We start from the raw sequence: 18,581 nt of genomic DNA, 5'->3' as shown, positions 1-18,581 counted from the left end.
AATCGAAAGCTTTGCCATGGAAAAAGTCACTGCCCAGCAGATCCGGGCGTCCTTCATCAATGCCAGCCGCTCCGAGGCCGCCAAGCTCAACCTGCCCCGGAACTTCGAAGAGCTGACCTGGGACCGGATGGACTTCCTCGGTTGGCGCGACGAAAAAATGCCCCTGCGGGGCTACCTGGTGATTCCGCGCCCCGAGGGCTTGACGGGGGTCATGCTTCGGGCACCGGAAGGCGGCGCCAAGAAGAACCGTACCGTCCTCTGCGAGCTGTGCCGGGACGTCTTCTCCAAGGAGGACGTCCTGCTCTGGGTTGCCAGGAGGGCGGGGCAGTCAGGACGTGACGGCAACACGGTAGGCACGCTCATTTGTGCCGACTTCCTCTGCTGCAGCAACGTCCGGGTCGAGCCTCCGGCCAACGAGATCAATCCGGAACCGGCCGCGGTGGTTCTCCGCCAGATCGAAAGCCTATTGGCGCGGACGGAACAGTTTGTGGACCGGGTCCAGGGGCGGTAGGCACGTGAAAAGCCGCCAGTTGAGCTGTTAAAAAGGTGCTGGTTGAGCTTGTCGAAACCCGGTTCGACAAGCTCAACCAGCGTGATGGCTCAACCAGCGGACGACAGCCGCGCGATGATTCAGCGGTAGGAGATGCTCAGCAGGAGTGCCTTCAGGGCCTGTCCCTCGGCCCCCGCCAGCCAGGCCTTGGCGGCTGCGTCGCTGGCGAAGGGCTTCTCGATGAACTGGACCTCCGCCACGAGCACATCCTTTCCGACGCGGATGATGCCGTCCTGGGCCATGTCGGCGCCTGACGGCGGGGCCCCGGCCGTGAGGTGCATGCGGTAGACAGAGTTGTCCTCCATCCGGTCCGCATAGAAGGAGTAGTGGGCTACGGGAGCCGGCTGCTGCTTCAGGCCGGGAACCGCCTGGGTTTCGAAGACGTCCCTGGTGACCGGGTGGGTCACGCCGTCGGCAATGTGCCCGGAGTAGATGGTGGCCTGCCTGTTGCCGTCGGCATCGTAGACGGTCGCCGTGCCTGACACGGGGGGCGTGTTCGGCCCGGTGAAGAGCTCCACCTTCCATGAGGACGGGTATTTGAACGACACCTTGTCGCCCGGGAAGGTGAAGGTTGCCAGCCCGGTAGAACCTGGCGCGGCAGTGCCCGCCCCGGCGGCACCCGGAGCAGCAGCTTCCGGCGCAGCAGCCCCTGACGGCTTCGCGCTGGACGTCGCAGGCTCGGACGCCGCGGGTGCGGGCTTAGCCGTTGCTGTCCCTGTGGCGCCGGCCGCTGCAGCCGAGGGTGTTGCATTGCTGGACGCCGACTCTGCAACAGCTCCGCAGCCAGCGAGGCTGAGGGCGGCAGCCGCAGCAAGGGCGGTGACGAACGTGGCGCGGTGAGCAGAACGCATGAAGGTGCCTTTCGTGAGGACGCCGTCAAGCTCGGGAGAGGGTGGCTCTGGCCCGCCGCGTGGGAGTGTTGATAACCCTGTGAGCTGTGGCGAAGTGGTGGTGCTCACCAGATTGGCACGCACAAATGCGCCCCCACTAGGGACTGGAGGATAAATCCATCGATTTGTTATAAAGCTACGCGCAAGGTTACGGGGCGGTGGCGCCTCTGCATCTTTAGCGCAACACGATGTCCACGGGGTTGGCCTCCGACCGCCACTGGCCTCCCAGCCCGGACTTCGGCGATATGACCGGGGCTGTGAGTACTCCTGAACGGTTGGTGCGCTTGTCCCGCAGGATTTCCGTGACGGAACCGAGATGCCGGGACAGGTCGATCACGTTCTCCGGAGCGGCGAGGAGCAGTTGGAAGCCGAACTCGTGCAGAGCCTTGATGCCGGCACCGGCGAATTCCTCCGAGGCCAGGACGAAGGCCTCGTCCATCATCACAGTGCCGTACGTCGTGAAGCCCTGTTCGGCGATGCCCAGCTGGTAGCTCAGGGCGGCAGCCATGATGAACGCCGTGAAGCGCTGCCGCTCGCCCCCGGACATGGAGCCGGTGTCGGCGTGCATGAAGACTTCCGTCCGCTTGCCGCCCTTCCTTCCCCCGGGTACGTCCACCTCCCGGTGCTCCTTGCACTGGATAAACAGGTGGCCGCGCACGTCCAACACCTCGGCGCGCCACCTCCGGTCCTCCGGCGTTTGGGATCCCAGACGCTTTACCAGCGTCTCCAATGACTTGTAGCGGGCGGTGAGCTCGGCGTCGTCGTCCTGGCCGGCCGGAGCGGCGTCCGCCCTGCCGTGCCGCGTGTGCCGGGTCTTGAGCGCGTTCTGGATGGCGTCCTTGAACTGCTTCGCGGAAGCCGGCAGAGTCTGCTTGATGTCCAGTTCCAGGAAGCTGCCTTCGTGGAAGTTGACCTCGGACAGGATGCCGTTGAGCGGCAGGATGCGGCTCGTGATGGAGCGGCGCTCCTCGTCCAGCAGGTGCAGCAGGGTGCTGAACGATTCGTGCGTGCGCTGGTTGAAGAACTGCCGGAACTCGGCCTCCTGGGCGGGCAGGCCGTCGCTGACGATCGCGTGGTAGCGGGCCTCGAATTCTCCGGCGGCACCAATCGAGGTGCCGTGGTCGGCGGAGATTGCCGAGCCCCATTCGCGGACGAAGCCCTCGAAGATCCGCGTCAGGCGTTCCGACGTGGCCTGGCCCCGGGATTCCGCCGCGTGCAGCTCCCCCAGCAGCCGGGTCCTGACCCGCGCCGCCAGGTTATCCAGCTCGTGCATCTCGGACACGTCGCCCAGGTCCTCGAAGTACGGCTCCAGCGCGGCGGCTGTGGAGGACGACGGCGGCGCCTGGTTCAGGCGGGTCCGCGCCGCTTCCAGCAGGGAATCAGCGGTGGTGAGCTGGTGGTCCAGCGCCTTGTATTCGCTTTGCAGCACGGCGGCTGCTTCCGTGCTGGACTGGTGCTTCTGGCGCACCGCCTCAATGTTGGCGCGCAGCGGTTCGAGATCAGCCTGGGCGGCAAGGGCGTCCTTGAGCCGCTGTTCGATCCTTGCGAGTTCGTCCGCGGCGACGGCGGCAGAGACCTGCTCCCAGGGCCGGTTGTCGCCGGCCACCCGCCGCAGGGCCTCGAGCTGCCGGGTCATCCCCTGGTGGGATTCCTCCCGGCTCTGGGCCAGCTCGGCGGCTTTGGCGAGCTCCTGCTGCAGGTCCGCCACCTGCGCCGCCACGAGCTCCAGCTTGGAGGCGTTGTCGAAGCCGAGGACATAGTCCTGGCGGCTCGTGAACCGGTCGTCCTTCTCCACGGTATGCCGGTTGCGCTTGACCACGCCGCCCAGGCTCAGGCCCTTGTCGAGCGTGGCGAGATCGTCGGAGTTTTCCACGCAGGGGTAGGCGAAGTCCAGGGCGATGCGTTCGCGGATCCAGGTGCTGGCGTGGGCGGCGGAACCGTCCTTGTGCCCGGTGGTGAGGATGTCCAGCTTGGTCAGCAGGTCGCCGTCAGCCACGTCCTCAACAGCGAGCGCGCCTCCGGAGAGCGGCTTGGACACGTCCACCGCGCGCAGGGCGCCGCGGACAGCATGGTCGTTCAGGTACCGCGTGACGGCGGCGAAGTGTTCCCCCGGAACCAGCAGCGTGGTGGCGAGGCTGCGCAGCGCACGCTCGGCCGCGGGCCGCCACCGCTCCTCCCCCTCGGCAAGGTCGATGAGCTCGCCGCCAAAGGGCATCAGTTCTTCCGGTACACCCGTGGCAGCCGAGATGGCGGCACGGTTTTCAATGCTCGACGGCGGCAGCAGAGACTTACGAGTCTTGAGAGACACGAGTTCCTGTTCCGCAGCTGCCAGCTCGCGCTTTTTCGTGGCGTGGACGTCGAAGGCTTCGAACCGGAGCTCCTTCAAGGCCTCCGAGTCGTCCTGGAGCTCCGCCGACCGGGCAGCCGCCTGCTCGTGTGCCTGCTCCCAGCCCGCGGCCGTCCAGTCCAGCTGCAGCCCGGCCTCCGCGAGCGCCTGCCGGGCCGCGTCCTCCACCTGCTGCCTCAGCTTCAGGCCGACGCGAGCGTTCTCCAGCGACTGCTCGATGGAGGAGATGGCGTTGCCGCCCTGGTTGTTGTACTCGGCTTCCAGCTGGCGCAGTTCCTTGGCCAGGCCGTCCCGGACAGCCCGTTCGGCGCTGAGCTCCTTCGCTTTTGCCTGCGCCAGCACTTTGAACCGGGCGAGCGTCTTCTCGTGGACCCCGACGGCGAGCTGCTGCCGGTACGCCTCGAATTCCTCGCCGGCGAGCTCCCGGAGCCGGTTGGCATCCAGCAACGACTGCGCGTACTCGCGGTTGAGCTCCGGCACCGGAGCCAGCTGGTCGCGCTGCTGGCGCACGTCCTCGAGGCGCTGCCGGATGGACATCAGGTTGCTGAATTCCTCGACCACGTCGTCCGCGGCGGCCAGCGTCGCCGGCGCGTCCAGCACCTGGTCGCGGAAGAAGGTGTTGACGCTGCCGCCCAGGCCCTTGCCGGCCTGGATCACGCGGAGCAGCGGAAGCGCCTGGTCCGAGTTAATGCCAAGAAGCCGGCGGAACCGTTCAGCGAAGGCCTTGTGCACGTCGAAGACCTGCGCCTCCGGGAAGATCCCTTCCAGGGCTGCCTTGGTGAACCGCTTCTCGGCGATACCCTCAATCGCCGGGAGGTCCAGCGGCTTGTTGTCGATCAGGTAGTACCTGCCGACGCTCGACTCCGTCCCGTTCTTCGGCAGGTCAAACAGCGCCGAAACCGTCACCTTGGTGCCGGCGGCGTTATCGAACGTCAGGGCGACGGCGGACCAGGTCGCCCCGGGACGCTGGAAGGCACTGGCGGAGCCTTCGCCCACGGCCTTGTCGCCCACCTTCCCCCGCATATAGGTGAACGTGGTCCTCTTGTCCTCCACGGCGCCGCCGGAACGCTGCGCGGCGGCCTCGTTCGAGCGCGGCCGGGCGTCGAAGACACGCAGCATGGCGTCGAACAGCGTCGACTTGCCCACGCCCGAGTTGCCCGTCAGCAACGTGCCGTTGCGGTCCACGTGCATAGTGTGCGCCCCATGGAATGTGCCCCAGTTGACCACCTGGACCAGGGCCAGGCGCATTTGGCCAGGGTTCACGACGTCGCCAAGTGGAAGCATGCTCGCAATACTCACTTGGCCGCCTCCTTTGCCGTGGGCGCCTTCGACTCCGCAGCCGATGCGGTGGGCCCGTCACCTTGGGCGTCGTCGTCGGTGTCTTCCGCTGCGTCCGAGGTGTCGCCGTCGAGCTCAATCAGCGGTTCTGTCCCTGATTGGTCCGCCGTGGCTGCAACCAAGGCCTCGATTTGGGACGGGATGTCGCCGATGTTTTCGAATGGGAGGGCCAGTGGGAGGGCGTTGGAGATTGTGTAGACGTCGTCCAGGCCCGTCGTGAGCAGGAGCTGGCGCGCCAGGAGCTTGGCGATTGCCCGGTTGACGACGTCGGTGTCGCGGAGCGCGTCCTGCTGGCCCGCAGGCTGGTAGTGCGCCACGAGCTCTGCGATCTCCTCGCGGGTGATCGTCGGGTCGGTCTGGGCCGTGACATGGCGGTCCAGCAGCAGCCGGAGGCGGAGCAGCACGATGGTTTCCACCCGGCTCAGGGCCCGCTGCTGGCGCAGGATACTGGAGCGGGTGCTGCCGCCGATGGCCTCGGGGTCAACCGGCCGCAGCACGGCGATCTTGCGCTCATGGTCCAGGTGCAGGGTGAGGAACAGTTCGGAGAGACGGCTGCGGAGGATGAGCTGGTTGTCCAGCAGGGTGGTCCACAGCTTTTCGTCGCGGCCGCCGTCGACGTACGGGCCTTTCAGCAACTTCACAAGTGCCTGGCGCACCTTCATCGGGAGCACGCCGGTGTCCCCTGGGAACAAGGCAGCGCCGTCCACGAAGGTGTCCTTCGGGCGGACCGGGAAGGGGTCGGTCCTGGTTTCGGCAGGCTCGACCAGCGGGGCTTCCGTTCCGGCAGGCTCAGCCAGCGGGGTTTCTTCAGTCATCAGGGTCCTTCGTGAGGGTGATCGCCGGCAGGTAGGCCTTGCGCGTGGTTCCGTCGATCTGTTCAAACTCGACGGGGTCCCAGGTTTCGCGGTCGAAGCCGGCGCCGTCGTGGAGGGCATGCGAGAGCAGTGCGCGGATGGAGTTGATGTGCCGTTCCTCTGGAGGCAGCTGCTGCCAGGCCTCGGCGAGTGTCGAGGCTCCGGCCATGGCTGCCCTGATGGCCTCGGGGCGGGCTTTTGACGTGCGGGGGGAGCGCACCCGGTCGGAGTCGCTAAAGGCGATCGGATCGGCGAGCTTGGGCGGGGCCGCAAACTCATCGGGATCGAACAGCTTCACCATGGCCAGGGATTCGAAGCCGGCGTTGAAGAGCACCGGACCCGGGACCAGGCCGGAGCGTTCACGCTCGTACGGCAGGGAGCGGATAGCCTGCTCGGCTTCACGCAGTACCTTGCGGAGCCGGACTGACTGGCGGAAGTCGTCGCTCTGAACGTACGTGTTCAGGCTTTCACTGAGCTTGCCGTAGATGCGCTGGATCTGGCTGTGCTGCTGGCGGAGCTCAGCGACGAGGTTTTTCAGCGTCTCCCGGTCCTCCGGGGAGAGATCGTCGGCGAACTGCCGGCTGAGCACCTCCCCGATGGCCGACCGGAAACGCAACTGCTGCTGCGGGTCCTCAAGGAAGGCCGTGAAGGAGCGGAAGGTCCTGCCCTCGGGGCTTTGCCGCAGCCGTTTGTCGGCTTCAAGGACCTGGGCCATGGTCGCGCCCTTGGTCAGGGATTCCTCGATGATCTGGTTGCGCAGCTCGCCCACGAGCTCCTCGATGCGGTCACGCATCTTCTTGTAGTCGGCCGGGAGGCTGGCGGCGAGATCCAGGATGTTTCCGGCGGCTTCCACGGCTTCGTCGTCATCGAGCAGCCCGTCGAAGCCACCGGAACTGATGTCGTGCATGAGCTGCTGCCGCTCCTCGATCTCTTCCTCGAGGGCCTCCAGGCGCGCACTCTGATCGGGATTGGTCTCATTGGCGAGCTTTTCCACATCGCCAAGCAGCGTACCCAGACGGGATCCGTTGAGCGTGGAGCGTTCGCTCGAGAGGCTGTCCAGGAAGGCCAGCACGCGGGCGGCGGGCTCGGTGACTTCGTAGACGATCTGCCCGGACTGGTTCCGCCGCGTCAGGAACTGCTTGCGCGTCCATTCATCGCCGAAGCTCTTGCCGTTGGCGCCGCCACCCAGCCCCGGCTCCTGGCGGCGGAGCTGCTCAAGGAAGGAGTCGACGTCGGCGTGGAACTCTTCCAGCGGAAGCTGCGGACGGATGCGGGTGAAGGAGGCCTGAAGCACCGCGATCACCCAAGGGGCGGACCGGGTGAGCGCCCAGGCCGGGCCCTTGGTCAGGAGCTCGAGGTCCCGGAGCCGTGCGCTGATGGCGTCGGCGGAGGACGGAGCAGACCGGCGCACACACTCTCCTTGGGCAGGCGTTGGGGATGGTTAAGGCAGCGGGAAACCCGAAAACTGCCAGATACAAGGTTAACGCAGAGCCACTTTCCACCTGTGCACTCGCAGGAAGCTGGGTCGCCCGCCTCGATCCGCAACGAAGCAGTCTTGTTTGCCTGGGAAGAAACAAAACCTCTGTGACTGGTGAGAATGATGTGACCGGCCCGTGACCTACGAAGGAGTATGATTTCGATCCCGTATCAACCCGCCCGGCACGCGTGTTGACCTGTGGCTGCACCCGGGTCAGCCGCCCTAGGCTCGTGCTACTGATCGAACCGCAGCAACGGCGCAGGGGGAAGCATGGAGTTTGACCTTAGTGCAGTGGAGACAGCCACCTTGGTCTTTATCGGGACCTTGGTGTGCGCATTGGCCCTGGTCCTGTTCGTGACAGTGGCGGCGATGGCCGCCCTTGTCCTGGTGGGGATCGGACGGCTGGCCTGGCTGATCGTCGCGGGCACGCTGCTGGGTCTGGTGCACGGCATCAACCATCTGTGGGACCGGCTGGTGCACCACGCCTCCGCGGTGGAGCTTCCGGGTGATTTTCAGGGGCAACCTTCCCCTAGCACGGGTACTTACCCGCGGGTAGCATTGAGGGACAGCTGAAGGGTTCTCCACCCGCGGCGGACCCAGGGCTCGAGCCGTTAAGCGGTTAGAGGAGATGTCCCATGAGCTCCGCCACCGAGAGTCCCTCCACTGAAGACCAGGCCGGGCAGACCCGGACCATCCCGCCCATCGACAGCCCGGCCTCCGAGACGCCGGTAGCCGCTGAGAATATCGGGTCGGGTGCTTCCGCGGAGGATGCCCGGGCCGTCGCCGAGGCGGCCCGTGAAACCGGGTGGGAGCGGCCCAGCTTTGCCAAGGGGCTGTACCTCGGCAACTTCGACCTGGGCCTCATCCACCCTTGGCCCGCCGCCAAGCCCGACGACGTGGAGCGCGGCGAAGCCTTCATGGAGCGGCTCACCGCTGTGTGCCGGACGATGTCCGGCCGGACGATCGAACGGAACGCCACGATCCCGGACGAGTACCTCCAGGCGCTGGCGGACCTCGGCGTCTTCGGGATGAAGATACCGCAGGAATACGGCGGCCTGGGACTGTCGCTGGTGTATTACGGCCGGGCACTTGGGCTGCTGGGCTCGGTGCATCCCAGCCTGGGTGCCCTGCTCTCCGCGCACCAGTCCATCGGCGTCCCCGAGCCGGTCAAGGTCTTCGGCACCGACGAACAGAAGCGGGAATATCTGCCGCGCTGCGCGGCCGGTGCCATCACTGCCTTCCTCCTCACCGAACCCGACGTCGGCAGCGACCCCGCCCGGATGGGCAGCACAGCAGTGCCCACGGACGACGGCGACGCGTACCTTCTGGACGGCGTGAAGCTTTGGACCACCAACGGTGTGATCGCCGAACTTGTGGTGGTGATGGCCGTGGTGCCGCGCCACACCGATGCCGCCGGCGTCGTGCACAAGGGAGGCATCACAGCTTTCGTCGTTGAGATGGATTCGCCGGGCATCACCGTGGAAAACAGGAATGCCTTCATGGGCTTGCGCGGCATCGAGAACGGCGTCACCCGCTTCCACCAGGTAAGGGTCCCGGCAGCCAACCGGCTAGGCCGCGAGGGGCAGGGACTGAAGATCGCCCTCACCACCCTTAACACCGGGCGACTCTCCATTCCCGCACTCTGCGTTGCGTCGGGCCGTTGGAGCCTGAAAATTGCCCGGGAATGGTCCAACGCGCGCACTCAATGGGGCAGGCCGGTGGGCAAACACGAGGCCGTGGGCAAGAAAATCGCCTTCATCGCTGCCTCGGCCTTCGCGTTGGACGCCGTTTTTGAGCTGTCCGCCGAGATGGCTGACGCCGGGCAGAAGGACGTCAGGATCGAAGCCGCCCTGGCCAAACTGTGGTCCACCGAGATCAGCTGCAGGATTGCCGATGAGCTCGTACAGATCCGCGGCGGCCGCGGCTTCGAAACCGCCGACTCGCTGGAGGCGCGCGGCGAACGCGCCGTTCCCGCGGAGCAGCTCCTGCGCGATCTTCGGATCAACAGGATCTTTGAGGGCTCCTCGGAGATTATGAGGCTGCTGATCGCCCGGGAAGCCGTGGACGCCCACCTCACTGCGGCTGGCGACCTGGCATCGGCGGAAGCCAGCCTGCAGGACAAGGCCCGGGCCGCCGTCGGGGCCTCAGGTTTCTATGCAAAGTGGCTCCCCAAGCTGGTGGCGGGGCCGGGCATGGACCCCCGCTCCTACAGCGAGTTCGGCCGGCTGGCCAGGCACCTGCGTTTCGTGGAGCGGTCCTCCCGGCGGCTGGCCCGCCAGACGTTCTACGGCATGGGGCGGTGGCAGGCCGCGCTGGAGCACAAGCAGGCATTCCTGGGACGGATCGTGGATATCGGCGCGGAGCTGTTCGCCATGGCCGCGTGCTGCTCACGGGCCGAGATGCTGCTGCGCACGGCACCCGGGCGCGGCGCGACCGCGTTCGAGCTTGCCGATGCCTACTGCGAGCAGGCCCGCCTCCGGGTGGACGAATACTTCGACCAGCTGTGGCGCAACACGGACGACGGCGACCGCGGGCTATCGCGCAAGGTCCTCGCCGGGGATTACGTCTGGCTGGAGGCCGGCGTGCTGGACCAGTCCGAGGGCACCGGACCATGGATTGCGGACACCACTCCCCGCTCGTCTAACAAGGAGAACCTGCACCGGAAATACCGCTGATTCGGGGAAGCAGCACGCCCGCCTGCACCCTAAACGGCACGAAAACCTAAATAGTAAGCATCCTTGCTATCAGGGATTGAACGGAGTTAGCTAGAAGTGAGGCCGCAGTTTGGCCCCAGCATTGCGTTGCCCGGCTTAGACCGTAAGCCAGGTCCGTTCAATGAAAGTGAGATGTTCATGAGCAGCCCAATCGGTTCCGGGGAAAGACGGCCCCGGCATAGCCAGCCCGAGCACAGCGCCGAGGACACTCCCGTGTACGACGCCACACAGTCACGGGATGCGGATGTACGGAACAGCGGCAGCAGCGCACGGGACACTGACACAAGCACCAGAGCCATGACCACCGAGGTTCCCCGCTCCGAGCGGGAGTACGGCGCCGAGAAGGAGCACACGGCGAAGGAGTACACGGCCGAGCGGGACTACACTCCCGCCACCGATAGTGATGACACGCGGCCGCACTCCGACCCCAATCTCGCCTCACGCGAGACCGCGATCGCCCGTGAGAAGGAGGCGTTCGGCGGCGTCAAGGTGGGCTCGGCATTCTTCGGCTGGCTGGCGGCCACCGGCATGGCCGTCCTGCTGACAGCCCTCGTGGCGGCTGCGGGAACGGCCGTGGGACTGGCCACCAACCCCGACGTCAACGCAGCGATCGGACAGGCGGCCTCGAATCAGACGGTCGGACTGGTGGGCATCATCCTGCTTCTCGTGATCCTCTTCGTGTCCTATTACAGCGGGGGCTACGTGGCCGGGCGGATGGCGAGGTTCAACGGTGCGAAGCAGGGCATGATGGTCTGGATCTGGGCGCTTATCGCCGCGGTCATCATCGCCGTTCTCGGGATGATCGCCGGTGAACAGTTCAATATCCTGGCGCAGCTGAACAGTTTCCCGCGGATTCCCGTCAACGAAGGCCAGCTCACCACCACCAGCATCATCGCGGCCATTGTCGTGGCGGCAGTGGCGCTCGTGGGCGCCGTCGTCGGAGGAATGGCCGGCATGCGTTTCCACCGGAAGGTGGACCGCGCGGGCTTCACGCCGACAGCAGACTACGAGCAGCACTAGGGCCGTTGCCGACACGGGGCGCGGGGCACCGTTGAACTCAGGCAGCGTTCAGCTCTGGTGCCGTTCAGCTCTGGTGAAGAGCGACGGCGTCGAGGTAGTACCACTGGCCTTCCGCCTTGATGAAGCGGCTGGTTTCGTGGTGGACGCCCCGTTCGCCGCCCTGCCTGAAATGTGCCTTGAACTCCACGGCACCCTGGTTGTCCAGCGGCCCGCCGCGCTGGGTGGACACGACGTCCAGCCGCCGCCATTCGATGCCGGTATCAAGGTCAAGCTCCGAGGGCCGGGTGTCCGGATGCCACGTCTCCAGGAGATACGCGGAGTCCAGGAGCACGAAGGCGCTATAGCGGGAACGCATCAGCTGTTCTGCGGTGGCTGCCCTGGCGGATGCACTGTGGAAGCGCCCGCAGCAATTAACATACTGCTCGCCCGAGAGGCACGGACAGTTGCCCGAGTAGGACTGGAGGTGGGTCACTGACTCCCCTGAAATTGTGGAGGTTACTTGCTATTTCCGACTATAGGCTTCCGACGGACAGCGCATCCTGTAACAGGTTCAGAACAACACCTGATGGACCTTGGAATACGTGCATGCCGGCAGTAAATAGTCCGTATGGTGGTAAGGGGCTGTTGGCCGCCGGGACTGCAGCGGGAAGCGGCAGCGGGCGGCTGTTAGGAGGGTGAAGTGGAAGATCCAGCAACAATTGCACTCAACCTGACCTTTTTCGGCACCGTGTTCGTTGCCCTCGTCATGTTTCTTGGGCTGTTCATCGCCTTCATCGTGATGCTGGTGCTCGCCGGTGTGGGCCGGCTGCTCGCATTGGTTTTCATGGCCCTGTTCGGCAGGCTCCCCAAAAATGACACCATCGAAGTTGTCCGCCTGCCGGCCGCCGGCAAGCAAACTGCGGCGGGGCCGGATGCCGGCCAGTCTGCGCCGGCAAAAGAACGGCCTGAGAAGGGACACACTGCTAAGAAACCACGCGCTCCGCGGCCGGTGCGGGCGCCCCGGCCTGCTGTGGACTGGAAGGCCTTGCTGACCCGGGCCGGTCTGCGGGAGGCACTGCACACCGCCGTCGCACATCACCCCCTGCTGACAGCGGCGCGACCCGTGCCCCCTGTCCTGGCCAAGGACTGGGCAGAGGCGGTTGCCGCTGCCGACGCCCGTGCCGTGGCACGGGCCAGGGCGGCTGCCCCCGTACTCGGCATCCCGGTGCCCGAGGCCCCCGTCACAGGGGTGGGCGATGTGGTGAAGGTTGCGCCGCTCGTCGAGACCGCCCTGCACAAGGGTCTGCACGACGACGGCCGCGCGCCCCTCGTTCAAGTGCCGCCGCGCCCGGCCCGCGTCCCCGCAGCGGGCGCGTCAAAGGACGTCCAGGCTCCGAAGCAGGCCCAGCCCGTCAGCTCTTCGCTCGCGAAGACGGCCGAGCCGGCGGGGCCCGCCACGAAGGCGGCAAACGCCGGACACATGGCCATTCTGGACACGGGCTCCATGGTCTCGCTCGCCCAGCACAGGGAAGCCGGCGTCCGTTCTTAGGTGAAGGCCAGGCAGACAGGCGCCGCAAGGTGATGCCCAGGAATCCCTTACCCTGAGCAACCATGTCCGCTAGCGTGAAACCCATGGACTTCAGATACCTCGGAAACAGCGGCTTCAAGATTTCGGAAATCACGTTCGGCAACTGGCTGACGCACGGCTCGCAGGTGGAGAACGACGTCGCAGCGCAGTGTGTGCGTGCTGCTCTTGACGCCGGCATCAGCACCTTCGACACCGCCGACGTCTACGCCAATACGGCCGCCGAGACGGTCCTGGGCGAAGCGTTGAAGGGCGAACGCCGCCAGTCCCTGGAGATCTTCACCAAGGTCTACGGTCCTACCGGCCCCAAGGGCAAGAACGATGTCGGGCTGTCCCGCAAGCACATCATGGAGTCCATCGACGGCTCGCTCAGCCGGCTGCAGACGGACTACGTGGACCTGTACCAGGCACACCGCTACGACTTCGAGACGCCGCTGGAAGAGACCATGCAGGCGTTTGCGGACATTGTGCGGCAGGGCAAGGCGCTCTACATCGGCGTCAGCGAATGGACTGCAGAGCAGCTCCGGAACGGGCACGCGCTGGCGAAGGAGCTGGGATTCCAGCTGATCTCCAACCAGCCCCAGTACTCCATGCTCTGGCGCGTTATCGAACAAGAGGTGGTGCCGGCGTCGGAGGAGCTGGGTGTCTCCCAGATCGTGTGGTCCCCCATGGCGCAGGGCGTGCTGAGCGGCAAGTACCTGCCCGGCCAGCCGCTGCCGGAGGGCAGCCGTGCGACCGATGACAAGGGCGGCGCGAAGATGATCGAGCGCTGGATGCGCGACGACGTCCTGGCCGCCGTGCAGGAACTGCGTCCGGTGGCTGAGGAAGCCGGGCTGACCATGCCCCAGCTCGCGGTCGCCTGGGTGCTGCAGAACCCCAACGTGGCCTCGGCCATCATCGGCGCCTCCCGTCCGGAGCAGATCGCGGACACCGTGGCGGCTGCCGGAGTGAGGCTCGAGCCGGAAATCATGAAGAAGATCGATGACGCTGTAGGCTCCCTGGCCGAGCGCGACCCCGCCCAAACCAAGTCCCCGGCCAAGCGCGAGGCATAGGAGCGGCCGTGGCAGATCTTCCGGACCTTGCCGTCACAGGCTCCACCGGCGTGCCCGGTGGAATGGTGGCGCGAGGGCTCGCCGAGGCTGGCTTCTCGCAGCGGCTGCTGGTGCGCGACGCCGGGCGGGCGCCTCAGCTGCCGGACGCGCCGGCCGTCGTTGCCGGCTATGCGGATGCGGCGGGTTCGCGTTCTGCGCTGCAAGGTACCAAGACGCTCTTCGCGACAACTTCTACCTGGACTTCCTGCCCATGCTGACAGGTGAGGACGACGTGATCCGCGGGCCGGCTGGGGACGGCGTCATGGCTGCCGTCGCCAAGGAGTTCGTGAAGCAGCCGCAGCTGTAACCACCTGAGCATTGACGGCGTAGCGGAGCGCGGCGTAAACCTGTGTCGAGGGGGCACGCCGTCCGCAGCACCGAGCAGAATCGCAATGCCATGTCCAAGCTGACCTACCGACGCCGCCAATCCGCCAGGCCCGCCCCGCATTCCGGGGAACCCACCTACGGGCCGCTCACACCGGAGGAGCTGCAGCTCGCGGTGCGGAACCACTCGCTGCCCCTGGAAGCGCTCCGGTACGATGTCACGCCGCCCGGGCTGCACTATGTCCTGACGCATTTCGATATTCCGCACATTGACACGTCGGCCTGGCACCTGAGGATCGGCGGCGCCGTGGAGCGGTCACTGGAACTGGGCATGGGCGCGCTTATCCGGGACCCCGCCATCAGCGTTCAGGTAACGCTCGAGTGCGCAGGCAACGGGCGGTCGCTGCTGAAGCCGAGGCCGCTCAGCCAGCCGTGGACGCTCGAGGGCGTTGGTACGGCAGTGTGGACGGGGGTTCCGCTGGCCTACCTGCTGGCGCAGGTAGGGGTGGAACCCGAAGCCGTCGAGGTGGTCTTTACAGGCGTGGATGAGGGAATCCAGGGCGGTGTCCGGCACCAGTATGCCCGCAGCCTGCCGATCGCAGAGGCAATGCGCGGCGACGTTGTGGTGGCGTACAAGATGAACGGCAGCGAGCTGCCGCCGCAGCACGGCTACCCGCTGCGGCTGGTGGTTCCCGGCTGGTACGGAATGGCCAGCGTCAAGTGGCTGCAGTCCATCCAGGTCGTGACGGCGCCGTTCGGCGGATTCCAGCAGCCGGTTGCGTACCGCTACCAGCACAATGCGGACGACGCCGGCACACCGGTGACGCGGATCAGGGTCCGTTCGCTGATGGTTCCGCCGGGCATTCCGGACTTCTACACGCGGCGGCGGCATCTGGCCCGCGGCCCGGTCATGCTGCACGGCCGCGCCTGGTCAGGCGAAGGTGCCGTGACCGCTGTGGAGGTCGGCATCGACGGCAAGTGGGCGCCCGCCCAGCTGGAGAAGCCGGCCGGCGCCTTTGCCTGGCTTGCCTGGACCTTCCCGTGGGTGGCCGATCCGGGCGAGCACGAGCTGGTCTGCCGGGCCAGAGACGCCACCGGAGCCGTCCAGCCGCTCGAGCAGCATTGGAACTACCAGGGCATGGGCAACAACGTGGCCCACTGCATCCGCGTCACCGTTGAATAGTCTCCGTTAGTGCATGTGGCTTCCGCCGTTGATGTCGATCGTGGTGCCGGTCAGGTACGCCGAGTCCTCGGAGGACAGGAAGGTGATCACGGCGGCGACCTCTTCGGTGGTGGCGTTGCGGCCGAGGGGGATGCCGGCGTTGATGGCGGCTTCCTGCTCCTCCGTGCTGCCCACGCGGATGTTGGTGTCCACGGCGCCCGGGGTGATGGCGTTGACGGTCACGCCGGTATTGCCGAGCTCGCGGGCCAGGGCCTTGGTGAAGCCGAGGATGGCGGCCTTGGCTGAGGAGTAGGGGACCTTGCCGAACACGCCGCCGCCGCGCTGGGCGGAGACGGAGGACATGTTGACGATCCGGCCCCAGCCGTTGTCGATCATGTCCGGCAGGAAGGCCTTGGTGACGAGGTAGGTGCCGGTGGCGTTAACGTCCATCACCTTGTGCCAGAGCTCCAGGGTGGTTTCCAGGAACGGCAGCGGCGAGGTGATGCCGGCGATGTTGGCGAGGGCGCCGACCGCGGGCAGGCTGCCGGAGCTGACCTCGGCGGCCACGGCCTTGTAGGCGGCGTTCACAGACGCCTCGTTGGCGACGTCGATCTCGTAGCCGAATGCCGGGACGTTGAATTCGTTGCCGATTTCGGCGGCGACCTTTGCCGACTTCTCGCCGTCGAGGTCGAGGATCACCACGCCCCAGCCCTGGCTGGCGTAGCGGCGGGCGGTGGTGAGTCCGATGCCCCGCTCGGAGGTTGCCCCGGTGAGGACGGCGGTGCGCTGAACGATGGTGGTCATGATGCTCCTTGTAGTGCGTGAGGTGAGTTTGGGTGGGTTCAGATGAGGTCAGTGATGAAGCTGGCTGCCTTGGCTGCCACGGCCGGACGTTCGGCGTGGGTCACGTCGCGGGTTTCGAGCTCCAGGCTGAAGTTGCCGGCGTAGCCCTGCTCGGCCAGCGAGCGGACCCCGCCGGCGAAATCAGCCTGTCCGTTGCCGATGCTGAGGTTGATGTTGCCCGGCACGGCGTCGCGCAGGTGCACATGGGCAATCCGGCCGTCGTGGCGCCGCAGGTACTCCTGCGGATCCTCGCCGGCCGCCACGATGTGGCTGAAGTCCATGACGATCCCGACGCCGGAGCCTGCCAGCCGCTGTGCCAGCAGTTCCGCGCGGTCCAGGTTCCAGCAGAACCGCAGGAAGTGCAGCGATTCGGTCCAGAGCCCGACGCCGAACTCCGCCGCCCGCCGGCCCGCCCGGATCAGCTGGGCTGCTATTTCGTCCAGATCCTCCTCGAGGCTCCGGACGGGTTCATGGCTGAGGCGGCCGCAGGGAAGAACCAATGCCTTGGCTCCGGTTGTGGCCGTAAGGGTGAGCAGGGCGTCAAGGTGACGGTCCCGCGCGGCCTGCCGGCCGCCGTCGAGCACAGCATTGAGGTCCCCGATGTCCCCGTTGACTGAGCGGACGCGCAATCCGGATTCAGCGACGTCTGCCGCCACTGCCGTCACCGCGTCCTTGTCCAGCTCATAAGGAACGTGATCGCAGACGCCGGGGAGGGCGCCAAGGTCGATCTCTTCGAAACCAAGGGCCCCGATGGTCCGCAGGGCGGCCGGCAGGTCCTGGTGCCTAAAGCTAATGGATGAGCACCCGATTCGGGAATGGAACATCGTCGTTGATCCTCTTGTCGTGCCCGGCAGGCGGTAGTGATGAGGACCACAGTAGCCGGGTTAACTGTCAACAGTCAACCTCCAAGGTTGACTGTTGACACTGGAGATGACCTCGGTCACACTGGGACATATCTTGTTAACAGTCGACAGCGCTGACACTCCTTCAGCCGCTCTTAGAAAGGGAAACACCATGAGCAACGAAGCTCTGAACATGCGCGGGCCGGTCCACGGCACCAAAGACGCAAAGCGGGTCGCCATCGGCTCGGGTGTCGGCGCAGTCATTGAGACCTACGACTTCATCGGCTTCGGCACCGCGGCCGCGCTGTACTTTGGAACAGCGTTCTTCCCCACCGGCGACCCCGTCACCGGCACCTTGGCTGCATTTGCCACCCTGGGCGTCGGCTTCGCCGCACGTCCGCTCGGCGGCATCATCGGCGGGCACCTGGGCGACAAGGTGGGCCGCAAGCCCGTCCTGGTCACCTCGCTCATCCTCATGGGTGTTGCCACCTTCCTGATCGGCCTGCTCCCCACCTACAGCCAGGTGGGACTGCTCGCTCCGGCGCTGCTGGTCTTCGTCCGCATCGTCCAGGGCCTCGCCTTCGGCGCGGAATGGGGCGGAGCGATCCTGATGAGCTACGAGCACGCACCGTGGAAGTCCAAGGGCAAGTACACCGGCATCGTCCAGGCCGGCTTCCCGGTCGGACTGCTGCTGGCCAACCTCGTGTTCCTCGTCAGCGTGAACCTCGGCGGCGAGCTCGCCTGGCGCGTTCCCTTCCTGGCCAGCATCGTGCTGGTGGTTGTCGGCCTGATCATCCGTTCCAAGGTCCCCGAGTCCCCCGTGTTTGACGAGGTCAAGGACAGCGGCGACATCGTGAAGTCCCCGATCGTCGAGGTCATCAAGACGGACTGGCGCAACATCGTGAAGGGCATCGGCCTGCGCGTGGCCGAGACCGCCGGCTACGCCGTATCCATCACCTACATGATTTCCTACCTCCACACCGAGCAGCTGGCTGACAAGACCCAGACCCTGGTGGCCCTCTGCATCGCCTCGGCCGTGGGCATCTTCGCCACCGCAGCCTGGGCCCGCCTGACCGACAGGATCGGCCGCCGCCCCGTCTACATCTGGTCCTGCCTGTTTGCTGTGCTGTTCGCCATTCCGATGTTCCTGCTGGTCAACACCGGCATGTTCATCTTCATCATCGCCACGATCGTCATCTCCTACGCTGTCTGCCAGAACTCCCTCGCCGGAGCCCAGGGCGCATGGTTCCCGGAGCTGTTCCAGGCCAGGACCCGCGCTTCCGGCGCCTCCCTGGCCTACCAGATCTCCGCCATGGTCTCCGGGTTCACCCCCTTCGTCACCACCCTCCTGTTCGTCAGCCTCGGCTGGATGGGCCCGGCCATGCTGTTCGGCCTGTACGCGGCAGTTGGCCTGTGGGCCGCCGTCGTCACCCGGGAAACCTGGGGCAAGCGGGAACGCCAGCTCGCCGATGAAGTCACCAAGAGCACTACGCAGTCGGTGAACGCCTGATGACCGCCACCAACGAAATCAGCCCGCAGGAACTTCGCTCCCGCGAACTCTCTGA

Annotated in this window: 16 protein-coding genes; 9 read left to right on the top strand and 7 right to left on the bottom strand. The window is 66.2% G+C overall.

Features of this window, described 5'->3' with window-relative positions; translation table 11 throughout:
* Window positions 1-16: 16 nt before the first annotated feature.
* On the top strand, window positions 17-511 hold the full coding sequence (locus tag ACIP9X_RS20900) for an FBP domain-containing protein (RefSeq protein WP_400481674.1): 495 nt from the start codon (window positions 17-19) through the stop codon (window positions 509-511).
* Window positions 512-630: 119 nt separating this feature from the next.
* On the opposite strand, the gene ACIP9X_RS20895 is transcribed toward ACIP9X_RS20900, so the two are convergent.
* From ACIP9X_RS20895 to ACIP9X_RS20880, 4 genes are all read right to left on the bottom strand, one after another.
* Window positions 631-1,401 carry a hypothetical protein gene (locus ACIP9X_RS20895; protein WP_400481662.1) on the bottom strand — a complete coding sequence of 257 codons (771 nt, stop codon included), beginning with the start codon at window positions 1,399-1,401 and terminating at the stop codon, window positions 631-633.
* Between the two features lie 214 nt (window positions 1,402-1,615).
* Complete coding sequence (locus tag ACIP9X_RS20890) at window positions 1,616-5,086, bottom strand: ATP-binding protein (protein ID WP_400481661.1); 3,471 nt, start codon at window positions 5,084-5,086, stop codon at window positions 1,616-1,618.
* Window positions 5,083-5,940 (bottom strand): DUF4194 domain-containing protein, encoded by an 858-nt coding sequence (locus ACIP9X_RS20885; protein ID WP_400481660.1) that lies wholly within the window; start codon window positions 5,938-5,940, stop codon window positions 5,083-5,085. The genes ACIP9X_RS20890 and ACIP9X_RS20885 overlap by 4 nt, the downstream gene beginning before the upstream one ends.
* Window positions 5,933-7,390, bottom strand: a complete 1,458-nt coding sequence (locus ACIP9X_RS20880; protein WP_400481659.1) for a DUF3375 family protein — start codon at window positions 7,388-7,390, stop codon at window positions 5,933-5,935. Before ACIP9X_RS20880 ends, ACIP9X_RS20885 begins: the two co-directional genes overlap by 8 nt.
* A 336-nt stretch (window positions 7,391-7,726) precedes the next feature.
* Here ACIP9X_RS20880 and ACIP9X_RS20875 point away from each other — a divergent pair, with 336 nt between their 5' ends.
* The 3 genes from ACIP9X_RS20875 to ACIP9X_RS20865 all read left to right on the top strand — a co-directional run bounded on the left by ACIP9X_RS20875 (window position 7,727) and on the right by ACIP9X_RS20865 (window position 11,190).
* Entirely contained in the window at window positions 7,727-8,029 is a 303-nt protein-coding gene (locus ACIP9X_RS20875; RefSeq protein ID WP_400481658.1) for a hypothetical protein, read from the top strand.
* 62 nt (window positions 8,030-8,091) lie between these two features.
* Complete coding sequence (locus ACIP9X_RS20870; RefSeq protein WP_400481657.1) at window positions 8,092-10,131, top strand: acyl-CoA dehydrogenase family protein; 2,040 nt, start codon at window positions 8,092-8,094, stop codon at window positions 10,129-10,131.
* Window positions 10,132-10,308: 177 nt separating this feature from the next.
* Window positions 10,309-11,190 carry a TIGR04086 family membrane protein gene (locus ACIP9X_RS20865; RefSeq protein WP_400481656.1) on the top strand — a complete coding sequence of 294 codons (882 nt, stop codon included), beginning with the start codon at window positions 10,309-10,311 and terminating at the stop codon, window positions 11,188-11,190.
* A 64-nt stretch (window positions 11,191-11,254) separates the two neighbouring features.
* On the opposite strand, the gene ACIP9X_RS20860 is transcribed toward ACIP9X_RS20865, so the two are convergent.
* Window positions 11,255-11,677 (bottom strand): YchJ family protein, encoded by a 423-nt coding sequence (locus ACIP9X_RS20860; RefSeq protein WP_400481673.1) that lies wholly within the window; start codon window positions 11,675-11,677, stop codon window positions 11,255-11,257.
* A 192-nt stretch (window positions 11,678-11,869) separates the two neighbouring features.
* Here ACIP9X_RS20860 and ACIP9X_RS20855 point away from each other — a divergent pair, with 192 nt between their 5' ends.
* From ACIP9X_RS20855 to ACIP9X_RS20840, 4 genes are all read left to right on the top strand, one after another.
* Entirely contained in the window at window positions 11,870-12,718 is an 849-nt protein-coding gene (locus ACIP9X_RS20855) for a hypothetical protein (RefSeq protein ID WP_400481655.1), read from the top strand.
* 83 nt (window positions 12,719-12,801) lie between these two features.
* Window positions 12,802-13,806 (top strand): aldo/keto reductase family protein, encoded by a 1,005-nt coding sequence (locus tag ACIP9X_RS20850; protein WP_400481654.1) that lies wholly within the window; start codon window positions 12,802-12,804, stop codon window positions 13,804-13,806.
* Between the two features lie 8 nt (window positions 13,807-13,814).
* Window positions 13,815-14,063, top strand: coding sequence for an NmrA family NAD(P)-binding protein (locus ACIP9X_RS20845; protein WP_400481653.1), 249 nt, complete (start codon window positions 13,815-13,817; stop codon window positions 14,061-14,063).
* A 179-nt stretch (window positions 14,064-14,242) separates the two neighbouring features.
* Window positions 14,243-15,352, top strand: a complete 1,110-nt coding sequence (locus tag ACIP9X_RS20840) for a sulfite oxidase (protein WP_400481652.1) — start codon at window positions 14,243-14,245, stop codon at window positions 15,350-15,352.
* Window positions 15,353-15,358: 6 nt separating this feature from the next.
* Here ACIP9X_RS20840 and ACIP9X_RS20835 read toward each other — a convergent pair whose 3' ends face one another.
* On the bottom strand, window positions 15,359-16,135 hold the full coding sequence (locus ACIP9X_RS20835; RefSeq protein ID WP_400481651.1) for an SDR family NAD(P)-dependent oxidoreductase: 777 nt from the start codon (window positions 16,133-16,135) through the stop codon (window positions 15,359-15,361).
* A 38-nt stretch (window positions 16,136-16,173) separates the two neighbouring features.
* Complete coding sequence (locus ACIP9X_RS20830; RefSeq protein WP_400481650.1) at window positions 16,174-16,998, bottom strand: sugar phosphate isomerase/epimerase family protein; 825 nt, start codon at window positions 16,996-16,998, stop codon at window positions 16,174-16,176.
* Window positions 16,999-17,188: 190 nt separating this feature from the next.
* On the opposite strand from ACIP9X_RS20830, the gene ACIP9X_RS20825 reads away from it, so the two are divergent.
* Window positions 17,189-18,526, top strand: a complete 1,338-nt coding sequence (locus tag ACIP9X_RS20825) for an MFS transporter (RefSeq protein WP_400481649.1) — start codon at window positions 17,189-17,191, stop codon at window positions 18,524-18,526.
* Window positions 18,527-18,581: the final 55 nt, after the last annotated feature.

The sequence above is a fragment of the Arthrobacter sp. NPDC093125 genome (assembly GCF_044754225.1).
Taxonomy (GTDB): Bacteria; Actinomycetota; Actinomycetes; order Actinomycetales; family Micrococcaceae; genus Arthrobacter.
The sequence above is the reverse complement of the archived record's forward strand: the minus strand, read 5'-3'. Positions and strand labels throughout refer to the sequence as shown.

Excerpts from the sequence above, each read along its gene's own strand:
- ACIP9X_RS20900 (WP_400481674.1), top strand. The coding sequence starts at position 17 with ATGGAAAAAGTCACTGCCCAGCAGATCCGGGCGTCCTTCATCAATGCC.
- ACIP9X_RS20895 (WP_400481662.1), bottom strand. The coding sequence starts at position 1,401 with ATGCGTTCTGCTCACCGCGCCACGTTCGTCACCGCCCTTGCTGCGGCT.
- ACIP9X_RS20885 (WP_400481660.1), bottom strand. The coding sequence starts at position 5,940 with ATGACTGAAGAAACCCCGCTGGCTGAGCCTGCCGGAACGGAAGCCCCG.
- ACIP9X_RS20875 (WP_400481658.1), top strand. The coding sequence starts at position 7,727 with ATGGAGTTTGACCTTAGTGCAGTGGAGACAGCCACCTTGGTCTTTATC.
- ACIP9X_RS20870 (WP_400481657.1), top strand. The coding sequence starts at position 8,092 with ATGAGCTCCGCCACCGAGAGTCCCTCCACTGAAGACCAGGCCGGGCAG.
- ACIP9X_RS20865 (WP_400481656.1), top strand. The coding sequence starts at position 10,309 with ATGAGCAGCCCAATCGGTTCCGGGGAAAGACGGCCCCGGCATAGCCAG.
- ACIP9X_RS20850 (WP_400481654.1), top strand. The coding sequence starts at position 12,802 with ATGGACTTCAGATACCTCGGAAACAGCGGCTTCAAGATTTCGGAAATC.
- ACIP9X_RS20840 (WP_400481652.1), top strand. The coding sequence starts at position 14,243 with ATGTCCAAGCTGACCTACCGACGCCGCCAATCCGCCAGGCCCGCCCCG.
- ACIP9X_RS20835 (WP_400481651.1), bottom strand. The coding sequence starts at position 16,135 with ATGACCACCATCGTTCAGCGCACCGCCGTCCTCACCGGGGCAACCTCC.
- ACIP9X_RS20830 (WP_400481650.1), bottom strand. The coding sequence starts at position 16,998 with ATGTTCCATTCCCGAATCGGGTGCTCATCCATTAGCTTTAGGCACCAG.
- ACIP9X_RS20825 (WP_400481649.1), top strand. The coding sequence starts at position 17,189 with ATGAGCAACGAAGCTCTGAACATGCGCGGGCCGGTCCACGGCACCAAA.